This is a genomic window from Volucribacter psittacicida (genome assembly GCF_004339025.1).
In the GTDB taxonomy this organism is placed as follows: Bacteria; Pseudomonadota; Gammaproteobacteria; order Enterobacterales; family Pasteurellaceae; genus Volucribacter; species Volucribacter psittacicida.
The window spans coordinates 184,355-204,669 of record NZ_SMFT01000002.1 but is presented as its reverse complement, the minus strand read 5'-3'; the positions used below and the strand labels follow the sequence as shown (position 1 = coordinate 204,669).

Genomic DNA, 20,315 nt, shown 5'->3' with positions numbered 1-20,315 from the left:
CAATGGGTTTAAAAAATCTTTTTGAGAAACTAGAGCCTCATTTTCATAAGGGCGGTAAATATGAAAAGTGGTATGCCTTATTTGAGGCAGCTTACACCATTTTCTATACGCCTGGTACAGTAACAAAAAAATATACACATATTCGTGATGCCCTTGATTCCAAACGAATGATGATCTTAGTTTGGTTGGCGTTATTTCCAGCCATGTTTTATGGTATGTATAACGCAGGTGCACAAGCGATTTTAGCGGCGAATCACCTTGGCACATTATCTGATATGATTGCCAATAATTGGCATTATGGTTTAGCGGATAGCTTAGGCATTACTTTGACCAATGATGCTGGTTGGGTAAGTAAAATGGCATTTGGGGCAGTTTTCTTCCTCCCTATTTACCTCGTTGCCTTTTTGGTGGGTGGTTTCTGGGAAGTCCTCTTTGCGATGATACGTAAACACGAAATCAATGAAGGCTTCTTTGTGACTTCTATTCTTTTTGCTTTAATTGTTCCGCCAACTTTACCTTTATGGCAAGCAGCCTTAGGAATCAGTTTTGGTGTAGTTGTGGCAAAAGAAGTGTTTGGGGGCGTAGGTAAAAACTTTATGAACCCTGCATTAGCAGGCCGTGCTTTCTTATTCTTTGCCTATCCTGCTCAAATTTCAGGGGATTTAGTCTGGACGGCTGCTGACGGTTTTTCTGGTGCAACTGCACTATCACAATGGTCGCAAGCAGGGCAAGCAGGTTTAACGAACACAGTAACAGGACAACCTTTAACTTGGATGGACGCCTTTATTGGTAATATGCCAGGTTCTATTGGTGAAGTTTCTACCTTAGCCTTAATCATTGGTGGGGCGATGATCGTTTTCTTCCGCATTGCATCTTGGCGAATTATCGCTGGGGTTATGATTGGAATGATTTTAACCTCAAGTTTATTTAATTTGATTGGTTCAACTACCAACCCTATGTTTGCAATGCCTTGGTATTGGCATTTAGTGTTAGGTGGTTTTGCCATTGGTATGTTATTTATGGCAACCGATCCTGTATCAGCCTCTTTCACTAATAAAGGCAAATGGTGGTATGGGGGATTAATTGGTGCAATGGCAGTATTAATTCGTACAGTTAACCCAGCTTATCCAGAAGGAATGATGTTAGCAATTCTTTTTGCCAACTTGTTCGCACCAATTTTTGACTACCTTGTTGTTCAAGCAAATATCAAACGTCGGAGAGCACGCAATGGCTAAATTTAATAAAGATAGCGTAGGCGGTACAGTACTTGTTGTGCTACTACTTAGTTTAGTTTGTTCTATTATTGTGACAGGTTCAGCAGTATTGTTAAAACCGGCACAAGATGAGCAAAAAGCACTTGATGTGCAACGTAATATTCTTAGTGTGGCTGGATTAGCGAATGAAAATGATAGCCCCGCTCAGATTAAAGAAACCTATAGTAAATTTATTGAACCTCGTTTAGTCAATTTAAATACTGGTGATTATGTACAGGCGACTGAAGAGGAAATTGAGCGTTTTGATCCTAAAAATGCGATTAAAGATGCGCAACAAAGTCAAACTATCGCACCAGAAAAAGATAAAGCGGGTATCCGTGTACGTGCTAATTTAGCCAAGGTTTATTTGGTTAAAAATGCGGAAGGTAAAATAACACAAGTGGTTTTACCTATGTATGGTCGAGGATTATGGTCTGTTATGTATGGTTTTGTTGCAGTTGAACCAGATGGCAATACCTTAAAAGGCATTACCTATTATGATCAAGGGGAAACCGCAGGTCTTGGTGGTGAAATTGCTAACCCAAGATGGCAGGCAAACTTTGTTGGTAAAAAATTATATGATGATAACAACAATGTAGCTTTACGTATTGGTAAAGGTGCTTCTGCTAATGCAGAACATGGCATTGATGGTTTATCTGGGGCAACCTTGACCACTAATGGGGTACAGGGTTCATTTGATTATTGGTTTAGTGAAAATGCTTTTGGCCCATTCTTAGCGAAATTTAAAGCAGGAGAGAACTAATGGCTGGTTCAAAAAGTAATTTAAAAGATCTTTTATTTTCACCTGTGGTGAAAAATAATCCGATTGCATTACAAATTCTTGGTATTTGTTCGGCACTTGCGGTAACCACCAAACTTGAAACCGCGCTTGTTATGGCGATTGCGGTAAGTTTAGTAACAGGCTTATCCAGTTTCTTTATTTCATTAATTCGCAATTATATTCCGAATAGTATTCGTATTATTGTGCAACTTGCTATTATTGCTTCCTTAGTAATTGTGGTTGACCAAGTTTTACGTGCTTATGCTTATGGTTTATCTAAGCAACTTTCGGTATTCGTAGGCTTGATTATTACTAACTGTATCGTAATGGGACGTGCGGAAGCCTATGCGATGAAATCTGGGCCAGTAGAAAGTTTTGTGGACGGAATTGGTAACGGTTTAGGTTATGGTGTAATCCTTGTTATCGTGGGAACTTTACGTGAGTTAATTGGTTCTGGTCGTTTATTGGGTTACCCAGTATTACAAACAATCCAAGATGGCGGTTGGTATCAAGCAAATGGCTTATTCCTACTCGCACCAAGTGCATTCTTTATTATTGGTTTCTTAATCTGGGGATTAAGAACTTGGAAACCAGAGCAAGTGGAGGAATAAGATGGAGCATTATATTAGCCTATTTGTTAAAGCCGTTTTCATTGAAAATATGGCGCTTTCGTTCTTCCTTGGAATGTGTACTTTCCTTGCGGTATCTAAGAAAGTCTCAACAGCTTTTGGTTTAGGTATTGCTGTTGTTGTTGTGTTAGGTATTGCGGTGCCAGCTAACCAATTTGTTTATGAACATATTTTAAAAGACAGTGCGTTAGTTGAAGGTGTGGACTTAAGTTTCCTTAACTTTATTACCTTTATCGGCATTATCGCAGGTATCGTACAAATCCTTGAAATGATTTTGGATAAGTATTTTCCTGCCTTATACAGTGCCTTAGGGATCTTCTTACCTTTAATCGCTGTAAACTGTGCCATTTTCGGTGGGGTATCTTTTGCTATTCAACGTGAATATACCTTTGGCGAATCTGTGGTTTATGGTATTGGTGCTGGTGTAGGTTGGATGTTAGCCATTGTAGCATTAGCTGGTATTACTGAAAAACTCAAATATGCGGATATTCCAGCAGGATTAAGAGGGTTAGGTATTACTTTTATTTCCGCTGGGTTAATGGCACTTGGTTTTATGTCGTTCTCAGGTATTCAATTATAAGGAGTGTAACATAATGAATGATATGACGATTCTTACACTCGGTATTGCGGCTTTTACTGCCATTGTTTTAGTATTAGTGGCAATTATCCTAGTGGCAAAATCCAAATTAGTGGATTCAGGCGATATCACTATTACGATTAATGATGATCCTGAAAAAGCCATTACGTTACCTGCAGGTGGAAAATTATTAGGTGCATTAGCCAGCAAAGGAATCTTTGTTTCTTCCGCTTGTGGGGGCGGTGGCTCTTGTGGACAATGTGTGGTAAAAGTAAAAAGCGGTGGTGGTGAAATTCTTCCTACCGAATTAAGCCATATTACCAAACGTGAAGCCAAAGAGGGTTACCGTTTATCTTGCCAAGTTAATGTCAAATCCAATATGGATATTGAATTGCCAGAAGAAATTTTTGGTGTAAAAAAATGGCAATGTACGGTTATTTCTAATAATAACGAAGCAACCTTTATTAAAGAACTTAAATTGGCAATCCCAGAAGGCGAAGAAGTTCCATTCCGTGCAGGAGGTTATATTCAGATTGAAGCTGAACCTCATACTGTCCATTATAAAGACTTCGATATTCCACAAGAATACCACGAAGATTGGGATAAATATGACTTATGGCGTTACGTGTCTAAAGTTGATGAGCCGATTGTGCGTGCTTACTCAATGGCATCTTATCCTGAAGAAAAAGGGATTATTATGCTTAACGTACGTATTGCGACACCACCACCCAAAAATCCAGATGCACCACCAGGACAAATGTCCTCTTATATTTGGTCATTAAAAGAGGGAGATAAAGTGACTATTTCCGGGCCATTTGGTGAATTCTTTGCTAAAGACACTGATGCAGAAATGGTATTTATCGGCGGTGGTGCAGGTATGGCACCAATGCGTTCTCACATCTTTGACCAATTAAAACGCTTACATTCAAAACGTAAGATTTCATTCTGGTATGGCGCACGTTCTAAACGTGAAATGTTCTATGTAGAAGATTTTGATACCTTACAAGCAGAAAATGACAACTTCCAATGGCACGTTGCCCTTTCTGATCCACTACCAGAAGATAATTGGACAGGTTACACAGGCTTTATTCACAATGTGCTATATGAAAACTACTTAAAAGATCATGAAGCACCAGAAGATTGTGAATACTATATGTGTGGACCACCAGTGATGAACGCTGCAGTTATCAAAATGCTAAAAGATCTTGGCGTTGAAGATGAGAATATCTTATTAGATGATTTTGGTGGCTAATTAACAAACGAGAGGAATCTTGTGATCTGCTTACTAATTTATTAGTGAGCAGATTTTTTATAGTCATTTCACTTTAAAATAGTACAGCATTAGTATGTCTTGCCTTATTTTAAATTGAAACGACTATAGATAAAGATTTATTCAGTGTACCAAGTGCGGTCAGTTTTCAGCAGAATTTTTACCCTTTACATCAATAATCAACACTTCCGATTGTGAACCTAAACGCATAGGAATTCCCCAAAAACCATAGCCCGATGAAACAAAAAAATGCCCTTGGTTAATTTGTTGGTAGCCGTAATCTAGTACATACATCATCTTGGTAATCAAATTGGCAGGAAAAATTTGTCCTTTGTGTGTATGCCCAGATAACTGAATATCAATGGGTAATTGAGCGTGTTGGGTTATTTCCGTTGGGCGATGATCCAATAAGATAATGGGGATATGGGTATTTACATCTTGTAATAAATCCGCAGTTGAAGGACGATCTCGCACTAAATCATCGTTTCTGCCAATTAAGATAAATTGATTTTGAACATTTAGGCTTTCATCTCTTAATACTTTAATACCTGCTTGGGTTAATTCTCGGTAAATAGCTTGATCATGTCCAAAGAAATCGTGATTACCTAATGTGGCATAAACCCCAAGTGGTGCGGTGAGTTTAGCAAGGTGGGGTTGCATATTTTGAGCTAAATAGGCATCAACATTATCATCCATAATATCGCCAGGCATTAAAATAATATCAACCTGTTGTTGCTGCATAATGTTAGCTAATTTATCTAGTTGATTAGCACCGAACAATATACCTAAATGTAAATCGCTTACCATACCTATTCTTAATGGATGCTTGAGCGGTTTATTTAATGTGATGTTGTAATGAATGATTTTGGGCGTATAAGCATTATAAATGCTTAAACTTAGTAAACTAATTAAAGCAAATGGGTAAGCAATTTTAAGGCTAAGGTTTAATGTATGCGGATTAAACCAAACTTTACCAAGCCTAAAAAGAATAAGGCAGGATAAACTGATAAAGCTAATAAACAGTAATAATACTAATAAACCTGCACTGATTCTAAATAAGGGCGGATAAATGCGTAATAATGTGAGAGCAATAATGCCGTTAAATAGCAAATAAAGACCAATACCTGTTGCTCGTTTGGCTTTAAATGATAATTTATCGCTCCATAGCCAAAAAATTGTGCGTGCGGTGATATAAATAAAAACTTGTAAGGCGAAAATTGCCACAGCAATAATAATGTAATGACGGTATTCCAAAATTCACTTTCCTAAATAATGCGGTTATTTTAATCAATAAAAGGGCAGTTATCATATAATGTTTTTTGCGGAATAACTAGTCTGAAAAGTGCGGTGAAAGAGTGATAAGCTTTAAGATTTTATTGAGCTATAGAATAAGTTAGTATAAATTTTAAAAAATGACCGCACTTTTAATACAAATAGCCTTTATTGTTTACTCAGGGTAAAAAGTTATTTTACTGTTGTGATATTGTTATAATGATTAAATTTCGTTATGATCCCTTGTCCCTTATAGTTCTATAAGGGAAAATATTGTCAGTTTTATTACATAGGATCATATTATGAATTCATTGAATAAATATTCTCCTTATATTCTCGCTTTATTACGTATTATTGCGGGTTATATGTTTTTATTACACGGTACTGCCAAATTTTTTGAATTTCCTATTTCAATGACAGGTGGAAATGGAAGTGTTGAGCTATTTTCTTTATATGGTTTAGGTGGCTTAATTGAAGTTATTGGTGGTCTACTCTTAATTTTAGGTTTATTTACTCGCCCAGCAGCATTTTTAATGTCTGGTCAAATGGCGTATGCATATTTCTTTATGCACGCTGCGGCGGATAATTTACTTTTACCCATTGTGAATAAAGGTGAATTAGCTGCATTATATGCACTTGTTTTCTTATATTTTGTTTTTGTCGGTGGTGGAGCTTTTGCCTTAGATAATAAATTCAAAAAATAATTAATTCAAAGAATATAGCCCTGCTTCAGGGCTTTTTTATCGCATAAAATTGCCTTTCTTAATATTTTTCTTAGGATTTTATCCTGTGAAAATCTCTAAAAATAAACCCTAATCCATTGTTTTTATTAAATAAAATGTTGTTTATCCTGATTTTTATGCTTAAAATCTTGCTACTTTGTTTTTTTATTTGTATTAAGGAATCCAATTTATGCATGAACAATCACAATCCGTTTCTACTTGGCAGACGAAGTTTAAGGCAATGGGGCCAGGGATTTTAATGGCTTCAGCTGCCGTTGGTGGATCGCATATCATTGCCTCTACACAGGCAGGGGCAATTTATGGTTGGCAATTAGCAATTATTATTATTTTAGCCAATTTATTTAAATATCCTTTCTTCCGTTTTGGGGCACAATATACTCTAATGACAGGAAAAACCTTGTTAGAGGGCTATCAAGAAAAAGGCAAAGCCTATCTTTGGGTGTTTTTTATTCTTAATGTTTTTGCCACTGCAATTAATACCGCTGGTGTGGGTATTGTTACGGCGGCAATTTTGAGTTTTATTTTTCCTCAACAGATTAATTTGAGTATTCCACAATTAAGTACCATTGTGATAGCGGTAACTTGGGGGATGTTGCTATTAGGAAAATATCGTTTGTTAGATCGTTTATCAAAATGGATTATGATTGCTTTAACCGTATCAACAGTGAGTGCGGTGATTATTGCGGCGTTAAAAGGGAGTACGATGGTGCCAGATTTTGTGGAACCTTCCCCTTGGAATTTGGCTTCATTGGCTTTTATTGTGGCATTAATGGGTTGGATGCCCGCACCAATAGAAATTTCGGCAATTAATTCAATGTGGGTAATTGCTAAAAAGCGTTTTGCGACCATCAGTTATAAAGACGGTTTATTTGATTTTAATGTGGGTTATATTAGTACAGCAATTTTAGCCATTGTCTTTCTTGCTTTAGGTGCGATTGTGCAATATGGCTCGGGCGAGCAAGTGGAGGCAGCAGGGGTAAAATATATTGCTCAGCTAATCAAGATGTATGCTTACGCTATTGGTGATTGGTCAAGATTATTAATTGCCTTTATTGCATTTATGTGTATGTTTGGCACGACAATTACAGTTATTGATGGTTATTCTCGTGCTAATGCTGAGGCATTGCGTCTTTTGAGGAATAAAAAAGAAAGCTCGTTAAAACAGCTTAACCTTTGGATGACCTTTGCGGCAGCGATGGGGATTATTATCATTACATTCTTTATGCGTGATGTGGCAACGATGTTAAATTTTGCTATGATTTGTTCCTTTGTAACCACCCCTGTTTTTGCCTATTTGAATTTATCTTTGGTATTGAAAGGCCAGCATAGAGTGAAAGGGGGATTATTTTGGTTATCCATTATTGGTTTAATTTATTTAACTGCTTTTACCCTATTATTTATCGCTCATCAAACGGGCTTTATAGAAAGAGTTTGGAGATAATTTGTGATAACAACGGTAGCCTGCTAAAAATAGCAGGCTTTTTTATTGGGAAATCAGGTAAGGTGTAGGCTGAGATGGTGAAAGTGCGGTTGATTTTTGAATTATTTTTTCGCTTTTACTAATGATTTCAGCGTTCAGAGGACAGAATAATGGCTATGCTAATTTATTAGTATTTAAGATTAATACTGTCCTCCGTCCTCTGAACACCAAAATGATTCTATCGTTCTAAGTTTAGGCTGGGGCTTTTTAAGGGGGCAGGGAGTGTTATTTGCTTTATATAATAAGTCTATAAGGGATCTGGCATTAAAGTGGAATGATTATATTTTAAAGTTGGACGTTATAATTTCCCTTATATAGACTACATAAAAGCAAACGTTTGCGTTATAATACGACGCTCAATTTTTCATTCAATTTATTTTTTACTCAAAGGAATTATCAATGCAACAACATCGACCTATTCGTCAAGCCTTACTTAGTGTGTCCGATAAAACAGGAATTGTAGAATTTGCTAAAGGTCTCGCCGAGCGTGGCGTAAAATTGCTTTCCACTGGTGGTACGGCAAAACTGTTAGCGGATAATGGATTAAAGGTAACTGAAGTGTCGGATTATACAGGTTTTCCAGAAATGATGGACGGACGAGTTAAAACCTTGCACCCTAAAATTCACGGCGGTATTTTAGGTCGCCGAGGTACGGACGATGAAGTAATGCAACAACATCAGATTGAAGGCATTGATATGGTGGTGGTTAATCTTTATCCTTTTGCGGCAACCGTAGCGAAACCCGATTGTGCCTTAGCTGATGCAGTGGAAAATATTGATATTGGTGGGCCAACGATGGTGCGTTCTGCGGCGAAAAATCATCAAGATGTCGCGATTGTGGTCAATAATCAAGATTTTCCAGCCATTTTAGCGGAAATGGATCAACATAATAATAGCCTGACATTAGCTACACGCTTTGATTTAGCCATTAAGGCATTTGAACATACGGCACAATACGACAGTATGATTGCCAATTATTTTGGGCAAAAAGTTAAACCTTATTTTCGTGCGGAGGAAGAGGATCAAGAGGCTTTATGTGGACAATTCCCTCGTACCATTAACCTGAATTTTATTCGTAAACAAACTATGCGTTATGGCGAAAATAGCCATCAAAATGCCGCCTTTTATGTGGAGCAAAATCCAACGGAAGCCAGTGTTGCCACAGCGGTACAATTACAAGGCAAAGCCCTTTCTTATAACAATATCGCCGATACTGATGCCGCATTAGAATGTGTGAAAGAATTTGAACAGCCTGCTTGTGTGATTGTAAAACACGCTAACCCTTGCGGAGTGGCACTAGGGCAAGATATTTTGCAAGCCTACGAACGTGCTTATCAAACCGATCCAACCTCTGCATTTGGGGGAATCATTGCCTTTAATCGTGAACTTGATGAAGCCACAGCCAAAGCCATTATTGATCGTCAATTTGTGGAAGTGATTATTGCTCCAACAGTGAGTGAGGCGGCACAGGCGGTAGTCAAAAGCAAGAAAAATGTTCGTTTGTTAGCTTGTGGTGAATGGCAACAACGTCAAGCACGTTTAGATTTTAAACGTGTTAATGGTGGATTATTGGTGCAAGATGCGGATTTAGCCACAGTGGATCTTGCTGATTTGCAAGTGGTGAGCAAACGTCAACCTACTGAGCAAGAACTTAACGACTTATTATTCTGCTGGAAAGTGGCAAAATATGTGAAATCCAATGCTATTGTGTATGCCAAAAATAATCAAACCATTGGTATTGGAGCAGGGCAAATGAGCCGAGTCTATTCTGCTAAAATTGCAGGGATTAAAGCCGCCGATGAGGGATTAGAGGTCAAAGGCACAGTGATGGCGTCCGATGCCTTTTTCCCATTCCGAGATGGCATTGATGCCGCTGCTGCCGCAGGGGTAACCTGTGTGATTCACCCAGGCGGTTCAATGCGTGATCAAGAAGTGATTGATGCGGCTGATGAACATGGTATGGCAATGGTTTTAACGGGAATGCGTCATTTCCGTCATTAGTGAGTTATAAAAAAGTGCGGTAAAAATGACCGCACTTTTAAATGATAGAATGGATTGTAAGGAGAAAAAATGAAAATTTTAATTATTGGTAATGGCGGACGTGAACACGCCTTAGCGTGGAAAGCGGCACAATCGCCATTAGCAGACAAAGTATTTGTTGCACCAGGCAATGCAGGTACTGCTTTAGAGACAAAAGTAGAAAATGTCGCTATTTCGGCGACAGATATTGAGGGCTTGGTACAATTTGCTCAGCAACAACAGATTGATTTAACCATTGTTGGCCCAGAAGCTCCTTTGGTGTTAGGGGTTGTGGACGCCTTTCGAGCAGCAGGGTTGAAAATTTTTGGTCCAACTAAAGCGGCGGCTCAACTAGAGGGTTCAAAAGCCTTTACTAAAGATTTCTTAGCACGTCATCAAATCCCTACCGCCGAGTATCGCAACTTTACCGAAATTGAGCCCGCTTTAGCTTATATTCAGCAAAAAGGTGCACCTATTGTGATTAAAGCTGATGGCTTAGCGGCAGGAAAAGGGGTGATTGTGGCAATGACTGAAGCGGAGGCTGAAGAAGCGGTGCGTGATATGCTCTCAGGCAACGCTTTTGGCGAGGCAGGAAGTCGTGTAGTAATCGAGGAGTTTCTTGATGGTGAAGAAGCAAGTTTTATTGTGATGGTTGACGGTAAAAACGTAGAACCAATGGCAACCAGCCAAGATCATAAGCGAGTGGGTGAGCAAGATACGGGCTTAAATACAGGGGGAATGGGGGCTTATTCTCCAGCACCAGTGGTTACGCCTGATATTCATCAACGCATTATGCAAGAAGTGATTTATCCAACGGTGCAAGGTATGGCACAAGAGGGCAATGTTTATACAGGCTTTTTATATGCTGGCTTGATGATTATGCCAAATGGGCAGCCAAAAGTGATTGAGTTTAATTGCCGTTTTGGCGATCCTGAAACTCAACCAATTATGCTGCGTTTACAATCAGATTTAGTGGCACTTTGTTTAGCCGCTTGTGATGAAAAGCTGGATCAACATCAATCACAATGGTGTGAACAAGCGGCATTAGGCATTGTATTAGCCGCAGAAGGCTACCCGGGCGATTATCGCAAAGGCGATGAAATTAGCGGCATTGAAAGTGCGGTGCAAAATGAAAAAGTTTTTTTAGCTGGTGTTGAAAAGAAAGGCGATAAGTTGATTACCAACGGCGGTCGTGTATTATGTGCAACGGCTTTAGGTGATACTGTGTTTGAAGCTCAACAAAAAGCTCTTGCTTTAGCGGAAAAAATCCACTGGCAAGGACGTTTCTACCGCCGAGATATTGGTTATCGTGCGGTGGCAAGGGAAAAAGCCTAACAAGATAATGAAAAATTTTCATACACAGAATGAAAAATTAGAGATAAAAACTTGTAGCCGTTTCAATTTAAAATAAGACAAGGCGGCACGCCGAAGACAGTACACAGAGTACGGCGAGGCGTGCCAACGCTGTATTATTTTAAAGAGGGACGGCTATAATTGATAAACCGTTAAACTATACAACAATTTTCTAAAACAAAGAGGACTGAACAAATGCTAACAAAAAGTATGAATATCAAAGATTATGATCCGGTTTTATGGCAAGCTATTCAAGATGAAAACCGTCGCCAAGAAGAGCATATTGAGCTAATTGCCTCTGAAAACTATGCAAGCCCAAGAGTGATGGAAGCACAAGGCTCGCAATTTACCAATAAATATGCCGAAGGCTATCCGGGCAAACGTTATTATGGCGGTTGTGAATATGCGGATATTGTGGAGCAGTTAGCGATCGATCGTGCTAAAGAGTTATTTGGGGCAGATTATGCCAATGTGCAACCTCACTCAGGTTCACAAGCTAATGCCGCGGTATATATGGCATTATTGCAACCAGGCGATACCATTTTAGGTATGAGCCTTGCTCACGGCGGACATTTAACCCATGGTGCTGCGGTCAGTTTCTCAGGTAAAATTTACCACGCCGAACAATATGGCATCACCGCAGAAGGCTTTATTGATTATGAGGCTTTACGCAAACAAGCCCTTGAAGTAAAACCAAAAATGATTGTTGGCGGTTTTTCAGCTTATTCACAAGTGGTGGATTGGGCAAAAATGCGTGAAATTGCCGATGAAGTAGGGGCTTATTTATTTGTGGATATGGCTCACGTTGCCGGTCTTATCGCCGCAGGCGTTTACCCTAATCCATTACCACACGCTCATATCGTTACTACTACCACACACAAAACCTTAGGTGGACCACGCGGTGGCTTGATCTTATCTAGTGCCAAAGATGAAGACTTGTACAAAAAATTACAAAGTGCCGTATTCCCAGCAGGACAAGGCGGACCATTAGTACATGTTATTGCGGCAAAAGCCGTTTGCTTTAAAGAGGCAATGGAACCTGAATATAAAGCCTACCAACAGCAAGTGGTCAAAAATGCCAAAGCGATGGTGGAAGTATTTAAACAACGTGGTTATAACGTGGTGTCTAACGGTACAGAAAATCACTTATTCTTAGTGGATTTAGTCAGCCACGGTTTAACAGGTAAAGCCGCTGATGCTGCGCTTGGTAAAGCCAATATTACCGTGAATAAAAATGCGGTGCCAAATGATCCGCAAAAACCATTTGTTACATCGGGTATTCGTGTGGGAACCCCTTCAGTAACACGCCGTGGCTTCAAAGAAGCTGAAGTGGCTGAGTTAGCAGGCTGGATGTGCGATGTTCTTGATGCGATCGGTAAAGATAACGAAGCTGAAGTGATTGAGCAAACCAAACAAAAAGTATTAGACATTTGTAAACGTTTACCAGTGTACGCTTAAAGATTAAACACTTTCTAATTTATAACGGCGATATTTATCGCCGTTTTGTTATAGTCGTTCCACTTTAAAATAATACAGTGTTGGTACGCCTCGCCGTACTATTTAGCAATATTAAACTCGGAGTAAACAATGATTATTTTAGATGGTGGTATGGGACGAGAATTAGCTCGCCGAGGTGCCCCTTTTAAACAGCCTGAATGGTCAGCTTTAGCCTTATGGCAACAACCTCAAGCCATAACACAGGTTCATCAAGATTTTATTGAAAGTGGTGCTCAAGTGATCACCACCAACAGTTATGCCGTTGTGCCTTTTCATATTGGCGAACAACGCTTCCAACAACAGGGCGAACAGCTTTGTGCTTTAGCAGGACAATTAGCTCAACAAGCGGTAGTGCAAAGTGGTAAAGCTGTAAACATTGCGGGTTCTTTGCCACCACTTTTTGGCTCATATCGTGCAGATTTATTTCAAGCGGACAAAATGGCTGAAATTGCCCGTCCGATTATTCAAGGTTTAGCTCCCTATGTGGATATTTGGTTATGTGAAACCCAAAGTGCCATTATTGAACCAACAATGATCAAACCTTTGTTACCAAAGGATCAGCGTCCATTTTGGGTATCCTTTACCTTACAAGATGAGCAAGTAGGCACAACCCCTTGTTTACGCTCTGGCGAAAGCGTGGAATTAGCGGTCAACAAAATGATTGAATTGGGCGTTGATGCCATTTTATTTAATTGTTGCCAACCCGAAGTGATTGGTGCTGCCTTACAAGTGGCAAAACAACAACTTATTGCCCATAAGGCGACCACTATCCAATTAGGGGCGTATGCCAATGCGTTCCCACCACAGCCTAAAAATGCCACAGCCAATGACGGCTTAGATGAAATCCGCCAAGATCTCAATCCTAGCGATTATTTAAGCTGGGCAAAACAATGGCAACAGCTTGGAGCAAGTATTATTGGTGGTTGTTGTGGTATTGGACCTCAACATATTCAAGTATTAGCAGAAGCTATAAGGAAATGATATGGCAAAAGGTAAAATTGGTTTAATGGCGCTCACTGCATTGGTGCTTAGCTCAATGATTGGCTCAGGGATTTTTAGCTTACCGCAAAATATGGCAGAAGTCGCAGGAGCAGAAGCATTAATTATTGGCTGGTTAATTACGGGTATAGGCATTATTTTTCTCGGTTTATCCTTCTTTTTCTTATCTAAATTAAAACCTGAATTAGACGGTGGTATTTACACTTACGCACGAGCAGGTTTTGGCGAATTGGTGGGATTTTTATCCGCTTGGGGCTATTGGCTCTGTGCTACCATCGGCATTGTTGGCTATTTAGTGGTGGCGTTTGAGGGCATCGGTACCTTTACTGACAGCCCTAATCACATTATTTTTGGACAGGGCAACACCATTGCCTCATTTATTGGTGCATCATTGATCGTTTGGTTAGTCCATTGGCTAGTTGCCAGTGGCGTAAAAGAAGCTGCCTCGGTCAATTTAGTGGCAACCTTTGTCAAAGTTTTTCCCCTCGTCTTATTTATTATTTTGGCGCTTTATTATTTCTCGCCAACCCAATTTCAACAAGATTGGCAAGGGCAATCCTTGCAGCAACCAGTGATGGATCAAGTCAAAAATACGATGTTAATTACCCTTTGGGTATTTACCGGCATTGAGGGAGCCTCAGTCTTATCCGCTCACGCCAAGAAAAAAAGCGATGTCGGCTTGGCGACCGTATTAGGGGTATTAATTGCTTTAATATTATATGTTGCAATCACATTATTATCCTTAGGCATTTTAGCCAGAGAACAAATTGCTACGATGTCTAATCCTTCAATGGCAGGCTTATTACAACATATGATTGGCGACAGTGGCAAAATTATCATTACCTTTTGCTTAATCGTCTCAGTGCTAGCCTCCTATATTAGCTGGACAATGTACTCCGCCGAAGTACCTTATCGTGGGGCAAAAATGGGGGCATTTCCTAAAATATTAGATAAACTTAACCGCAACGGCACACCGATTAACTCCCTTTGGTTCACAGGATTGGTGGTACAGTTTTGTTTATTCCTAGTATTATTAACAGGTAAAAGTTACAACGCCTTATTACTAATTTCTACTTCAATGATCTTAGTCCCCTATTTCCTGATCGGTGCTTATCTCCTTAAAGTCGCCATTAAAGAAAAGGCAAAATGGTATATCAAACTCACAGGGCTGATTGCCTCTGTTTATGGTTTATGGATCGTCTACGCCGCAGGGCTAGAATACCTTTTATTATCCGCCTTGCTTTATATGCCCGGCATTGCACTCTTTTTATATTCTCGTTATCAATATAATGGCAAAAAATTAGGTTTACGAGGCTATGAAATTTTGATTATTGCTTTAGTTTTTATATTGTTTATAGCAGCGTTGTATAATAATTATTTGGTTAGTGTAGGCTAAAATTAATCTAAAAAGCACCGCACTTTTTTATAATTGTTACCCTGTAAATTGAAATGACTTTATAGATTGCGCCTTTTATATTTTTGTTAAAAGGCGCTTTATTAATTGATATTAGGACTTTAATTCAGAAGTATAAGGCTGAACTTTGGTAAGAATATTTTTTACTATACGTGCTGAGCCTGCAATAATATGCCCATTGGTGAGATAGTTTGGTGAACCTAAGTAATCACAAATTAAGCCACCAGCTTCACGAACAATAAGTTCGCCAGCCGCACAATCCCAAGGTTTTAAACCAATTTCAAAAAAACCATCTACTCGTCCTGCGGCGGTATAGCATAAATCAAGGGCAGCTGAGCCTGTACGGCGGAAATCGGCACAATGTTCAATTAATGCGGTTACCATAGCAAGATGCATTGGCATATATTTGTTTTGTTTAAAAGGGAAACCTGTAGCAAGGATGGCACCTTGTAATTCTGTTCTACTTTCAATACGTAAGCGAGTGTCGTTAAGTTTGGCACCTTCGCCACGAATAGCGGTAAATAATTCATTACGAATAGGATCATAAACGACAGCAATTTCATTACGTCCTTTCACTCGGACAGCAATGGAAACTGAGAAATGAGGGAAACCTTTTATAAAATTTGTGGTGCCATCAAGTGGATCGATAATCCATTGAATATCGCTTTGTTTGCCTTCGATTGCACCAGATTCTTCCCCAATAATGGTGTGTTCAGGATAAGATTTTTGGATAATTTCAATAATGGCTTGTTCTGCTGCTTTGTCAATATTTGTTACATAATCATTTGCCATTTTTTGTGCGGTTGTGATTTCGTCACGGCGTTCATAGCCTTTTGCAATAATATTGCCTGCTTTTCGTGCGGCACGAATAGCGATATTTAACATTGGATTCATAATTCCACCAGATTTTAAAGAACGATAAAGGGGTATTATTATAAAATGTTTAGTCTGAAATAGCGAGTGAAATTTCTTGGTTAAGATAATACTGCCCTGAATTTTATGCTAGAATGGCTTTTTTTAAGTTAAGTGATAAAGAATGATTGCAAGATGTTGGCAAAGATTAAGATTGTATTAGTAGAAACTTCGCATAGTGGGAATATTGGTTCAACGGCCCGAGCAATGAAGACAATGGGATTAAGTCAATTATGTTTGGTCAATCCTTTACAAGCGATTGACGAGCAGGCTATTTCTTTATCCGCTAATGCTTCTGATATTTTACAACAAGCAGAAATCCAACCTAATTTAGCTTGTGCGGTGGCAGATTGTCAGTTAGTGGTAGGCACTAGTGCAAGAAGCCGTCATATTCAAAATAATATCCTTGATCCTCGTCAAAATGCCCAATTAGCCATACAACAAGCAATGCAAGGGCATAATGTAGCGATTGTCTTTGGACGAGAGCGAGTAGGTTTAACTAATGCGGAATTATTGCAATGCCATTATCATCTTGCTATTCCAGCCAATCCTGAGTATTCGTCATTGAATTTAGCTATGGCGGTTCAATTAATTAGCTATGAATTACGTATGGCTTGGTTAGCACAGACTCAGAATGAGCACGAAGATCGTCCTTTGACTCATTTACCCACTGCACAGCAGTTAGAACATTTTTTGCAACAAACTGAAGCACTTTATCAACAACTTGGTTTTATTCAAAATCAAGGTGTTATGCAAAAACTTCGGCGTTTTTATTATCGTGCGGGAATTGAGCAAAATGAATTAAATATTTTGCAAGGTATGTTAACGGCGGTGAAACGTCATATTCGTTAGTCCTATTGGTTTAATTTATAGATTCAATGGTGAAATAGTTGACTAATTTAATAGGTTATGTAAGATCTCAGCTATTCATCATTCAGCTAGGGACGTGACAATGAAACTGACTTCAAAAGGACGCTATGCTGTTACAGCGATTTTAGATATTGCATTATATTCTAATGAGAAGCCTGTAACACTTGCGGATATTTCTGAACGGCAGCATATTTCTTTGTCCTATTTAGAGCAATTATTTGCCAAGTTAAGACGTCATGGCTTAGTGAAAAGTGTGCGAGGGCCCGGCGGTGGTTATTGTTTAGGTTATGCCAGTAATCAAATTTCCGTGGGAATGGTTATAGCCGCTGTCAATGAAAATATCAATGTAACAAAATGCTTAGGTAAAGGAAATTGTCAAGGTGGGCATGAATGTCTTACCCATTCTTTATGGGACGAATTAAGTTTACGTATTGAACAATTTTTAAATGAAATTACGTTAGCTGAGTTAGTAGATAAACATTATGAAAAACAATCGCAACAGAAATTATCTTCAACTTATCCTCATAAGTTAGATAATTTATTGGTTGTCAACCGTTAATTTGGTAACAAGATAGTTTGGTTAGGAGTGAAAATGAAATTACCAATTTATTTGGATTATGCTGCAACTTGTCCCGTTGATGAGCGTGTAGCAAAAAAAATGATGGAATATTTAACCGTTGAGGGGGTGTTTGGTAATCCAGCCTCACGTTCCCATAAATTTGGTTGGACTGCCGAAGAAGCCGTAGATGTTGCTCGTAATCAAATTGCTGAGCTAATTGGGGCAGATTCAAGAGAAATTGTGTTTACTTCTGGTGCTACAGAAGCCGATAACCTTGCTATTAAAGGTGCGGCACATTTTTATCAAAATAAAGGGAAACACATTATTACTTGCAAAACTGAGCATAAAGCGGTATTAGATACTTGCCGTCAGTTAGAACGTGAAGGTTTTGAAGTCACCTATTTAGCCCCTAAATCAGATGGTCTTATTGATTTAGAGGAATTAAAAGCAGCTATGCGTGATGACACAATTTTAGTGTCTATTATGCACGTTAATAATGAAATTGGTGTAATTCAAGACATTGCCGCTATTGGTGAGTTATGTCGTGAACGTAAAATCATTTTCCATGTTGATGCCACTCAAAGCGTAGGAAAATTACCAATCAATTTGGCGGAACTTAAAGTGGACTTAATGTCAATGTCAAGCCATAAACTCTATGGACCAAAAGGAATTGGTGCATTATATGTTCGCCGTAAACCTCGTGTAAGATTAGAAGCCTTAATTCATGGTGGTGGGCATGAGCGTGGTATGCGTTCAGGAACATTGCCGGTACATCAAATTGTGGGGATGGGCGAGGCCTATCGTATTTGTAAGGAAGAAATGGCAACAGAAATGCCTCGTTTAAAAGCCTTACGTGATCGTTTATATAATGGCTTAAAAGATATTGAAGAAACCTATGTGAATGGTTCAATGGAACACCGCATTGATAATAACTTAAACATTAGTTTCAACTTTGTGGAAGGTGAATCCTTGATGATGTCTTTGCGTGATATTGCTGTATCATCAGGATCTGCTTGTACATCCGCCAGCCTTGAGCCTTCTTATGTGTTACGTGCTTTAGGTTTGAATGATGAATTAGCTCATAGTTCAATTCGTTTTACCGTTGGACGTTATACCACAGAAGAAGAAATTGATTACACCATTGAATTAGTGAAAAAAGCGGTAACGAAATTGCGTGATTTATCGCCATTATGGGATATGCACAAAGAAGGTATCGATCTTTCAACCATTGAATGGTCGCATCATTAATTTTTAAGATCAAGGGCATTATTTATGCCCTATAACAGGGCTAATTATAGCAAGTAAATAACGAGATTAAGTTAGGAAAATAAAATGGCATACAGTGACAAAGTAATTGATCATTATGAAAATCCACGTAATGTAGGATCTTTTGATAAAAAAGCAGCGGATGTTGGTACAGGTATGGTCGGTGCACCCGCTTGTGGCGATGTGATGCAATTACAGATTAAAGTTAATGAACAAGGTATTATTGAAGACGCAAAATTTAAAACCTATGGTTGTGGATCTGCTATTGCATCCAGTTCATTGATTACTGAATGGGTAAAAGGAAAATCCCTGGATGAAGCTCAAGCGATCAAAAATAGCCAAATTGCGGAAGAATTAGAGTTGCCACCAGTAAAAGTGCATTGTTCTATTCTTGCCGAAGATGCGATTAAAGCGGCCATTGCAGATTATAAAGCGAAAAAAGGCGAATAATCCTTAAACTCACAACTTGTTTTGATCTATGTAGGGCGTCAACACGCCCTATAAACTTAATTGGGAGCCATTATGTCATCAGTACAACAGCATTTATCCGAGTCCGCTCTTAATACAGGGGTTGGCTTAACCGAAGCGGCGGCACAACGTGTGAAAACGTTTTTAGCTAATCGGGGGAAAGGTATTGGATTACGTCTTGGGATCAAAACGTCAGGTTGTTCAGGTTTAGCTTATATCCTTGAATTTGTTGATGAATTAAATGAAGATGATCAAGTGTTTGAGCAGCATGGCGTAAAAGTCATTGTGGATACCAAAAGCCTTGTTTATTTAGAAGGCACCATATTGGATTTTACCAAAGAAGGCTTAAACGAAGGGTTTAAATTTCATAATCCTAATGTGAAAGATCAATGTGGTTGTGGTGAAAGTTTTAACGTATAGGGTGAGTTTATGCAAAATTGTTTTCAGCTTTTTGAGCTTCCAGTGAGTTTTCAACTGGATTTAAATTTGTTGTCACAACGTTATCTTGCCTTACAAAAAAGTTTGCACCCTGATAATTTTGCCTCAAAAGATGAGCAACAGCAACGGGAGGCATTACAACGCTCTTCCCAAATTAATGATGCTTATCAACAGCTTAAAGATCCTATTTTGCGAGCGGAAGCCATTGTAGAAATTGCCACAGGGCAGGCTATTGATAAAGAAAATACCACCCATGATATGGCATTCCTTATGGAACAAATGGCTTGGCGTGAACAACTTGAAGAGATTGAACAAAGCCAAAATGAGCAAGATTTGTTATCCCTGCAACAAGGTTTACAGGAAAAAAAATCTCAAGAATTGACCGCACTTGCAACGGAAATTGAGCAACAACAATGGCAGCAAAGTCAATTACATATTGATCGCCTAAAATTCATCAAAAAATTAGAACAAGAAATTGAACGCATTGAAGATCAACTGGCAGGTTTTTAACCTTA

General features: G+C 38.9%; 20 protein-coding genes. 18 read left to right on the top strand and 2 right to left on the bottom strand.

Annotated elements, in window-relative coordinates:
* Window positions 1–2 precede the first annotated feature (2 nt).
* Genes EV694_RS04325 through nqrF form a run of 5 tightly spaced genes read left to right on the top strand, consistent with a single transcriptional unit; the run spans window position 3 to window position 4,492 of the window.
* The gene (locus tag EV694_RS04325; RefSeq protein WP_132689780.1) at window positions 3–1,235 is read left to right on the top strand and encodes an NADH:ubiquinone reductase (Na(+)-transporting) subunit B; all 1,233 of its coding nucleotides are present in this window, start codon (window positions 3–5) and stop codon (window positions 1,233–1,235) included.
* Window positions 1,228–2,016, top strand: a complete 789-nt coding sequence (locus EV694_RS04320; protein WP_132689777.1) for a Na(+)-translocating NADH-quinone reductase subunit C — start codon at window positions 1,228–1,230, stop codon at window positions 2,014–2,016. The genes EV694_RS04325 and EV694_RS04320 overlap by 8 nt, the downstream gene beginning before the upstream one ends.
* Window positions 2,016–2,645 (top strand): NADH:ubiquinone reductase (Na(+)-transporting) subunit D, encoded by a 630-nt coding sequence (locus tag EV694_RS04315; protein WP_132689774.1) that lies wholly within the window; start codon window positions 2,016–2,018, stop codon window positions 2,643–2,645. The genes EV694_RS04320 and EV694_RS04315 overlap by 1 nt, the downstream gene beginning before the upstream one ends.
* Before the next feature lies 1 nt (window position 2,646).
* Window positions 2,647–3,243: an NADH:ubiquinone reductase (Na(+)-transporting) subunit E gene (nqrE, locus tag EV694_RS04310; RefSeq protein ID WP_132689771.1), complete on the top strand. Its 597-nt coding sequence runs from the start codon at window positions 2,647–2,649 to the stop codon at window positions 3,241–3,243.
* A 13-nt stretch (window positions 3,244–3,256) separates the two neighbouring features.
* On the top strand, window positions 3,257–4,492 hold the full coding sequence (gene nqrF / locus EV694_RS04305) for an NADH:ubiquinone reductase (Na(+)-transporting) subunit F (RefSeq protein WP_132689768.1): 1,236 nt from the start codon (window positions 3,257–3,259) through the stop codon (window positions 4,490–4,492).
* A 159-nt stretch (window positions 4,493–4,651) separates the two neighbouring features.
* Here the strand turns inward: nqrF and EV694_RS04300 are convergent, their stop codons facing one another.
* Window positions 4,652–5,764: a metallophosphoesterase gene (locus EV694_RS04300; RefSeq protein ID WP_132689765.1), complete on the bottom strand. Its 1,113-nt coding sequence runs from the start codon at window positions 5,762–5,764 to the stop codon at window positions 4,652–4,654.
* 320 nt (window positions 5,765–6,084) lie between these two features.
* On the opposite strand from EV694_RS04300, the gene EV694_RS04295 reads away from it, so the two are divergent.
* The 7 genes from EV694_RS04295 to EV694_RS04265 all read left to right on the top strand — a co-directional run bounded on the left by EV694_RS04295 (window position 6,085) and on the right by EV694_RS04265 (window position 15,269).
* A complete protein-coding gene (locus EV694_RS04295; protein ID WP_132689762.1) occupies window positions 6,085–6,486 on the top strand; it encodes a DoxX family protein in 402 nt (133 codons plus the stop codon).
* A gap of 208 nt (window positions 6,487–6,694) precedes the next feature.
* The gene (locus EV694_RS04290; RefSeq protein ID WP_132689759.1) at window positions 6,695–7,966 is read left to right on the top strand and encodes an NRAMP family divalent metal transporter; all 1,272 of its coding nucleotides are present in this window, start codon (window positions 6,695–6,697) and stop codon (window positions 7,964–7,966) included.
* A gap of 438 nt (window positions 7,967–8,404) precedes the next feature.
* Window positions 8,405–10,006: a bifunctional phosphoribosylaminoimidazolecarboxamide formyltransferase/IMP cyclohydrolase gene (gene purH / locus EV694_RS04285; protein ID WP_132689756.1), complete on the top strand. Its 1,602-nt coding sequence runs from the start codon at window positions 8,405–8,407 to the stop codon at window positions 10,004–10,006.
* 69 nt (window positions 10,007–10,075) lie between these two features.
* Window positions 10,076–11,359 (top strand): phosphoribosylamine--glycine ligase, encoded by a 1,284-nt coding sequence (gene purD / locus EV694_RS04280; RefSeq protein ID WP_132689753.1) that lies wholly within the window; start codon window positions 10,076–10,078, stop codon window positions 11,357–11,359.
* Between the two features lie 213 nt (window positions 11,360–11,572).
* Window positions 11,573–12,835, top strand: a complete 1,263-nt coding sequence (glyA, locus tag EV694_RS04275) for a serine hydroxymethyltransferase (RefSeq protein WP_132689750.1) — start codon at window positions 11,573–11,575, stop codon at window positions 12,833–12,835.
* A gap of 129 nt (window positions 12,836–12,964) precedes the next feature.
* Window positions 12,965–13,855 carry a homocysteine S-methyltransferase family protein gene (locus tag EV694_RS04270; RefSeq protein ID WP_132689747.1) on the top strand — a complete coding sequence of 297 codons (891 nt, stop codon included), beginning with the start codon at window positions 12,965–12,967 and terminating at the stop codon, window positions 13,853–13,855.
* Window position 13,856: 1 nt separating this feature from the next.
* On the top strand, window positions 13,857–15,269 hold the full coding sequence (locus EV694_RS04265; RefSeq protein WP_132689742.1) for a basic amino acid/polyamine antiporter: 1,413 nt from the start codon (window positions 13,857–13,859) through the stop codon (window positions 15,267–15,269).
* A gap of 111 nt (window positions 15,270–15,380) precedes the next feature.
* On the opposite strand, the gene suhB is transcribed toward EV694_RS04265, so the two are convergent.
* On the bottom strand, window positions 15,381–16,181 hold the full coding sequence (gene suhB, locus EV694_RS04260) for an inositol-1-monophosphatase (RefSeq protein WP_132689739.1): 801 nt from the start codon (window positions 16,179–16,181) through the stop codon (window positions 15,381–15,383).
* Window positions 16,182–16,334: 153 nt separating this feature from the next.
* On the opposite strand from suhB, the gene trmJ reads away from it, so the two are divergent.
* The 6 genes from trmJ (at window position 16,335) to hscB (ending at window position 20,310) form a co-directional block, all read left to right on the top strand.
* Window positions 16,335–17,051 (top strand): tRNA (cytosine(32)/uridine(32)-2'-O)-methyltransferase TrmJ, encoded by a 717-nt coding sequence (trmJ, locus tag EV694_RS04255; RefSeq protein WP_132689737.1) that lies wholly within the window; start codon window positions 16,335–16,337, stop codon window positions 17,049–17,051.
* 100 nt (window positions 17,052–17,151) lie between these two features.
* The gene (iscR, locus tag EV694_RS04250) at window positions 17,152–17,628 is read left to right on the top strand and encodes a Fe-S cluster assembly transcriptional regulator IscR (RefSeq protein WP_132689734.1); all 477 of its coding nucleotides are present in this window, start codon (window positions 17,152–17,154) and stop codon (window positions 17,626–17,628) included.
* Between the two features lie 33 nt (window positions 17,629–17,661).
* Window positions 17,662–18,876 carry an IscS subfamily cysteine desulfurase gene (locus EV694_RS04245; RefSeq protein WP_132689731.1) on the top strand — a complete coding sequence of 405 codons (1,215 nt, stop codon included), beginning with the start codon at window positions 17,662–17,664 and terminating at the stop codon, window positions 18,874–18,876.
* A gap of 84 nt (window positions 18,877–18,960) precedes the next feature.
* Entirely contained in the window at window positions 18,961–19,344 is a 384-nt protein-coding gene (gene iscU / locus EV694_RS04240) for a Fe-S cluster assembly scaffold IscU (protein WP_132689728.1), read from the top strand.
* Window positions 19,345–19,416: 72 nt separating this feature from the next.
* Entirely contained in the window at window positions 19,417–19,782 is a 366-nt protein-coding gene (gene iscA, locus EV694_RS04235; protein WP_132689725.1) for an iron-sulfur cluster assembly protein IscA, read from the top strand.
* Window positions 19,783–19,791: 9 nt separating this feature from the next.
* On the top strand, window positions 19,792–20,310 hold the full coding sequence (gene hscB, locus EV694_RS04230; RefSeq protein WP_132689722.1) for a Fe-S protein assembly co-chaperone HscB: 519 nt from the start codon (window positions 19,792–19,794) through the stop codon (window positions 20,308–20,310).
* The last annotated feature ends 5 nt before the right edge of the window (window positions 20,311–20,315 follow it).

What these genes read in the sequence shown, in the direction of transcription:
- iscR (WP_132689734.1), top strand. Translation starts at nt 17,152, where the DNA reads ATGAAACTGACTTCAAAAGGACGCTATGCTGTTACAGCGATTTTAGAT.
- glyA (WP_132689750.1), top strand. Translation starts at nt 11,573, where the DNA reads ATGCTAACAAAAAGTATGAATATCAAAGATTATGATCCGGTTTTATGG.
- EV694_RS04290 (WP_132689759.1), top strand. Translation starts at nt 6,695, where the DNA reads ATGCATGAACAATCACAATCCGTTTCTACTTGGCAGACGAAGTTTAAG.
- purH (WP_132689756.1), top strand. Translation starts at nt 8,405, where the DNA reads ATGCAACAACATCGACCTATTCGTCAAGCCTTACTTAGTGTGTCCGAT.
- EV694_RS04245 (WP_132689731.1), top strand. Translation starts at nt 17,662, where the DNA reads ATGAAATTACCAATTTATTTGGATTATGCTGCAACTTGTCCCGTTGAT.
- purD (WP_132689753.1), top strand. Translation starts at nt 10,076, where the DNA reads ATGAAAATTTTAATTATTGGTAATGGCGGACGTGAACACGCCTTAGCG.
- EV694_RS04295 (WP_132689762.1), top strand. Translation starts at nt 6,085, where the DNA reads ATGAATTCATTGAATAAATATTCTCCTTATATTCTCGCTTTATTACGT.
- EV694_RS04270 (WP_132689747.1), top strand. Translation starts at nt 12,965, where the DNA reads ATGATTATTTTAGATGGTGGTATGGGACGAGAATTAGCTCGCCGAGGT.
- EV694_RS04320 (WP_132689777.1), top strand. Translation starts at nt 1,228, where the DNA reads ATGGCTAAATTTAATAAAGATAGCGTAGGCGGTACAGTACTTGTTGTG.
- hscB (WP_132689722.1), top strand. Translation starts at nt 19,792, where the DNA reads ATGCAAAATTGTTTTCAGCTTTTTGAGCTTCCAGTGAGTTTTCAACTG.
- trmJ (WP_132689737.1), top strand. Translation starts at nt 16,335, where the DNA reads ATGTTGGCAAAGATTAAGATTGTATTAGTAGAAACTTCGCATAGTGGG.
- iscU (WP_132689728.1), top strand. Translation starts at nt 18,961, where the DNA reads ATGGCATACAGTGACAAAGTAATTGATCATTATGAAAATCCACGTAAT.
- EV694_RS04315 (WP_132689774.1), top strand. Translation starts at nt 2,016, where the DNA reads ATGGCTGGTTCAAAAAGTAATTTAAAAGATCTTTTATTTTCACCTGTG.
- nqrF (WP_132689768.1), top strand. Translation starts at nt 3,257, where the DNA reads ATGAATGATATGACGATTCTTACACTCGGTATTGCGGCTTTTACTGCC.
- nqrE (WP_132689771.1), top strand. Translation starts at nt 2,647, where the DNA reads ATGGAGCATTATATTAGCCTATTTGTTAAAGCCGTTTTCATTGAAAAT.
- EV694_RS04265 (WP_132689742.1), top strand. Translation starts at nt 13,857, where the DNA reads ATGGCAAAAGGTAAAATTGGTTTAATGGCGCTCACTGCATTGGTGCTT.
- suhB (WP_132689739.1), bottom strand. Translation starts at nt 16,181, where the DNA reads ATGAATCCAATGTTAAATATCGCTATTCGTGCCGCACGAAAAGCAGGC.
- EV694_RS04325 (WP_132689780.1), top strand. Translation starts at nt 3, where the DNA reads ATGGGTTTAAAAAATCTTTTTGAGAAACTAGAGCCTCATTTTCATAAG.
- iscA (WP_132689725.1), top strand. Translation starts at nt 19,417, where the DNA reads ATGTCATCAGTACAACAGCATTTATCCGAGTCCGCTCTTAATACAGGG.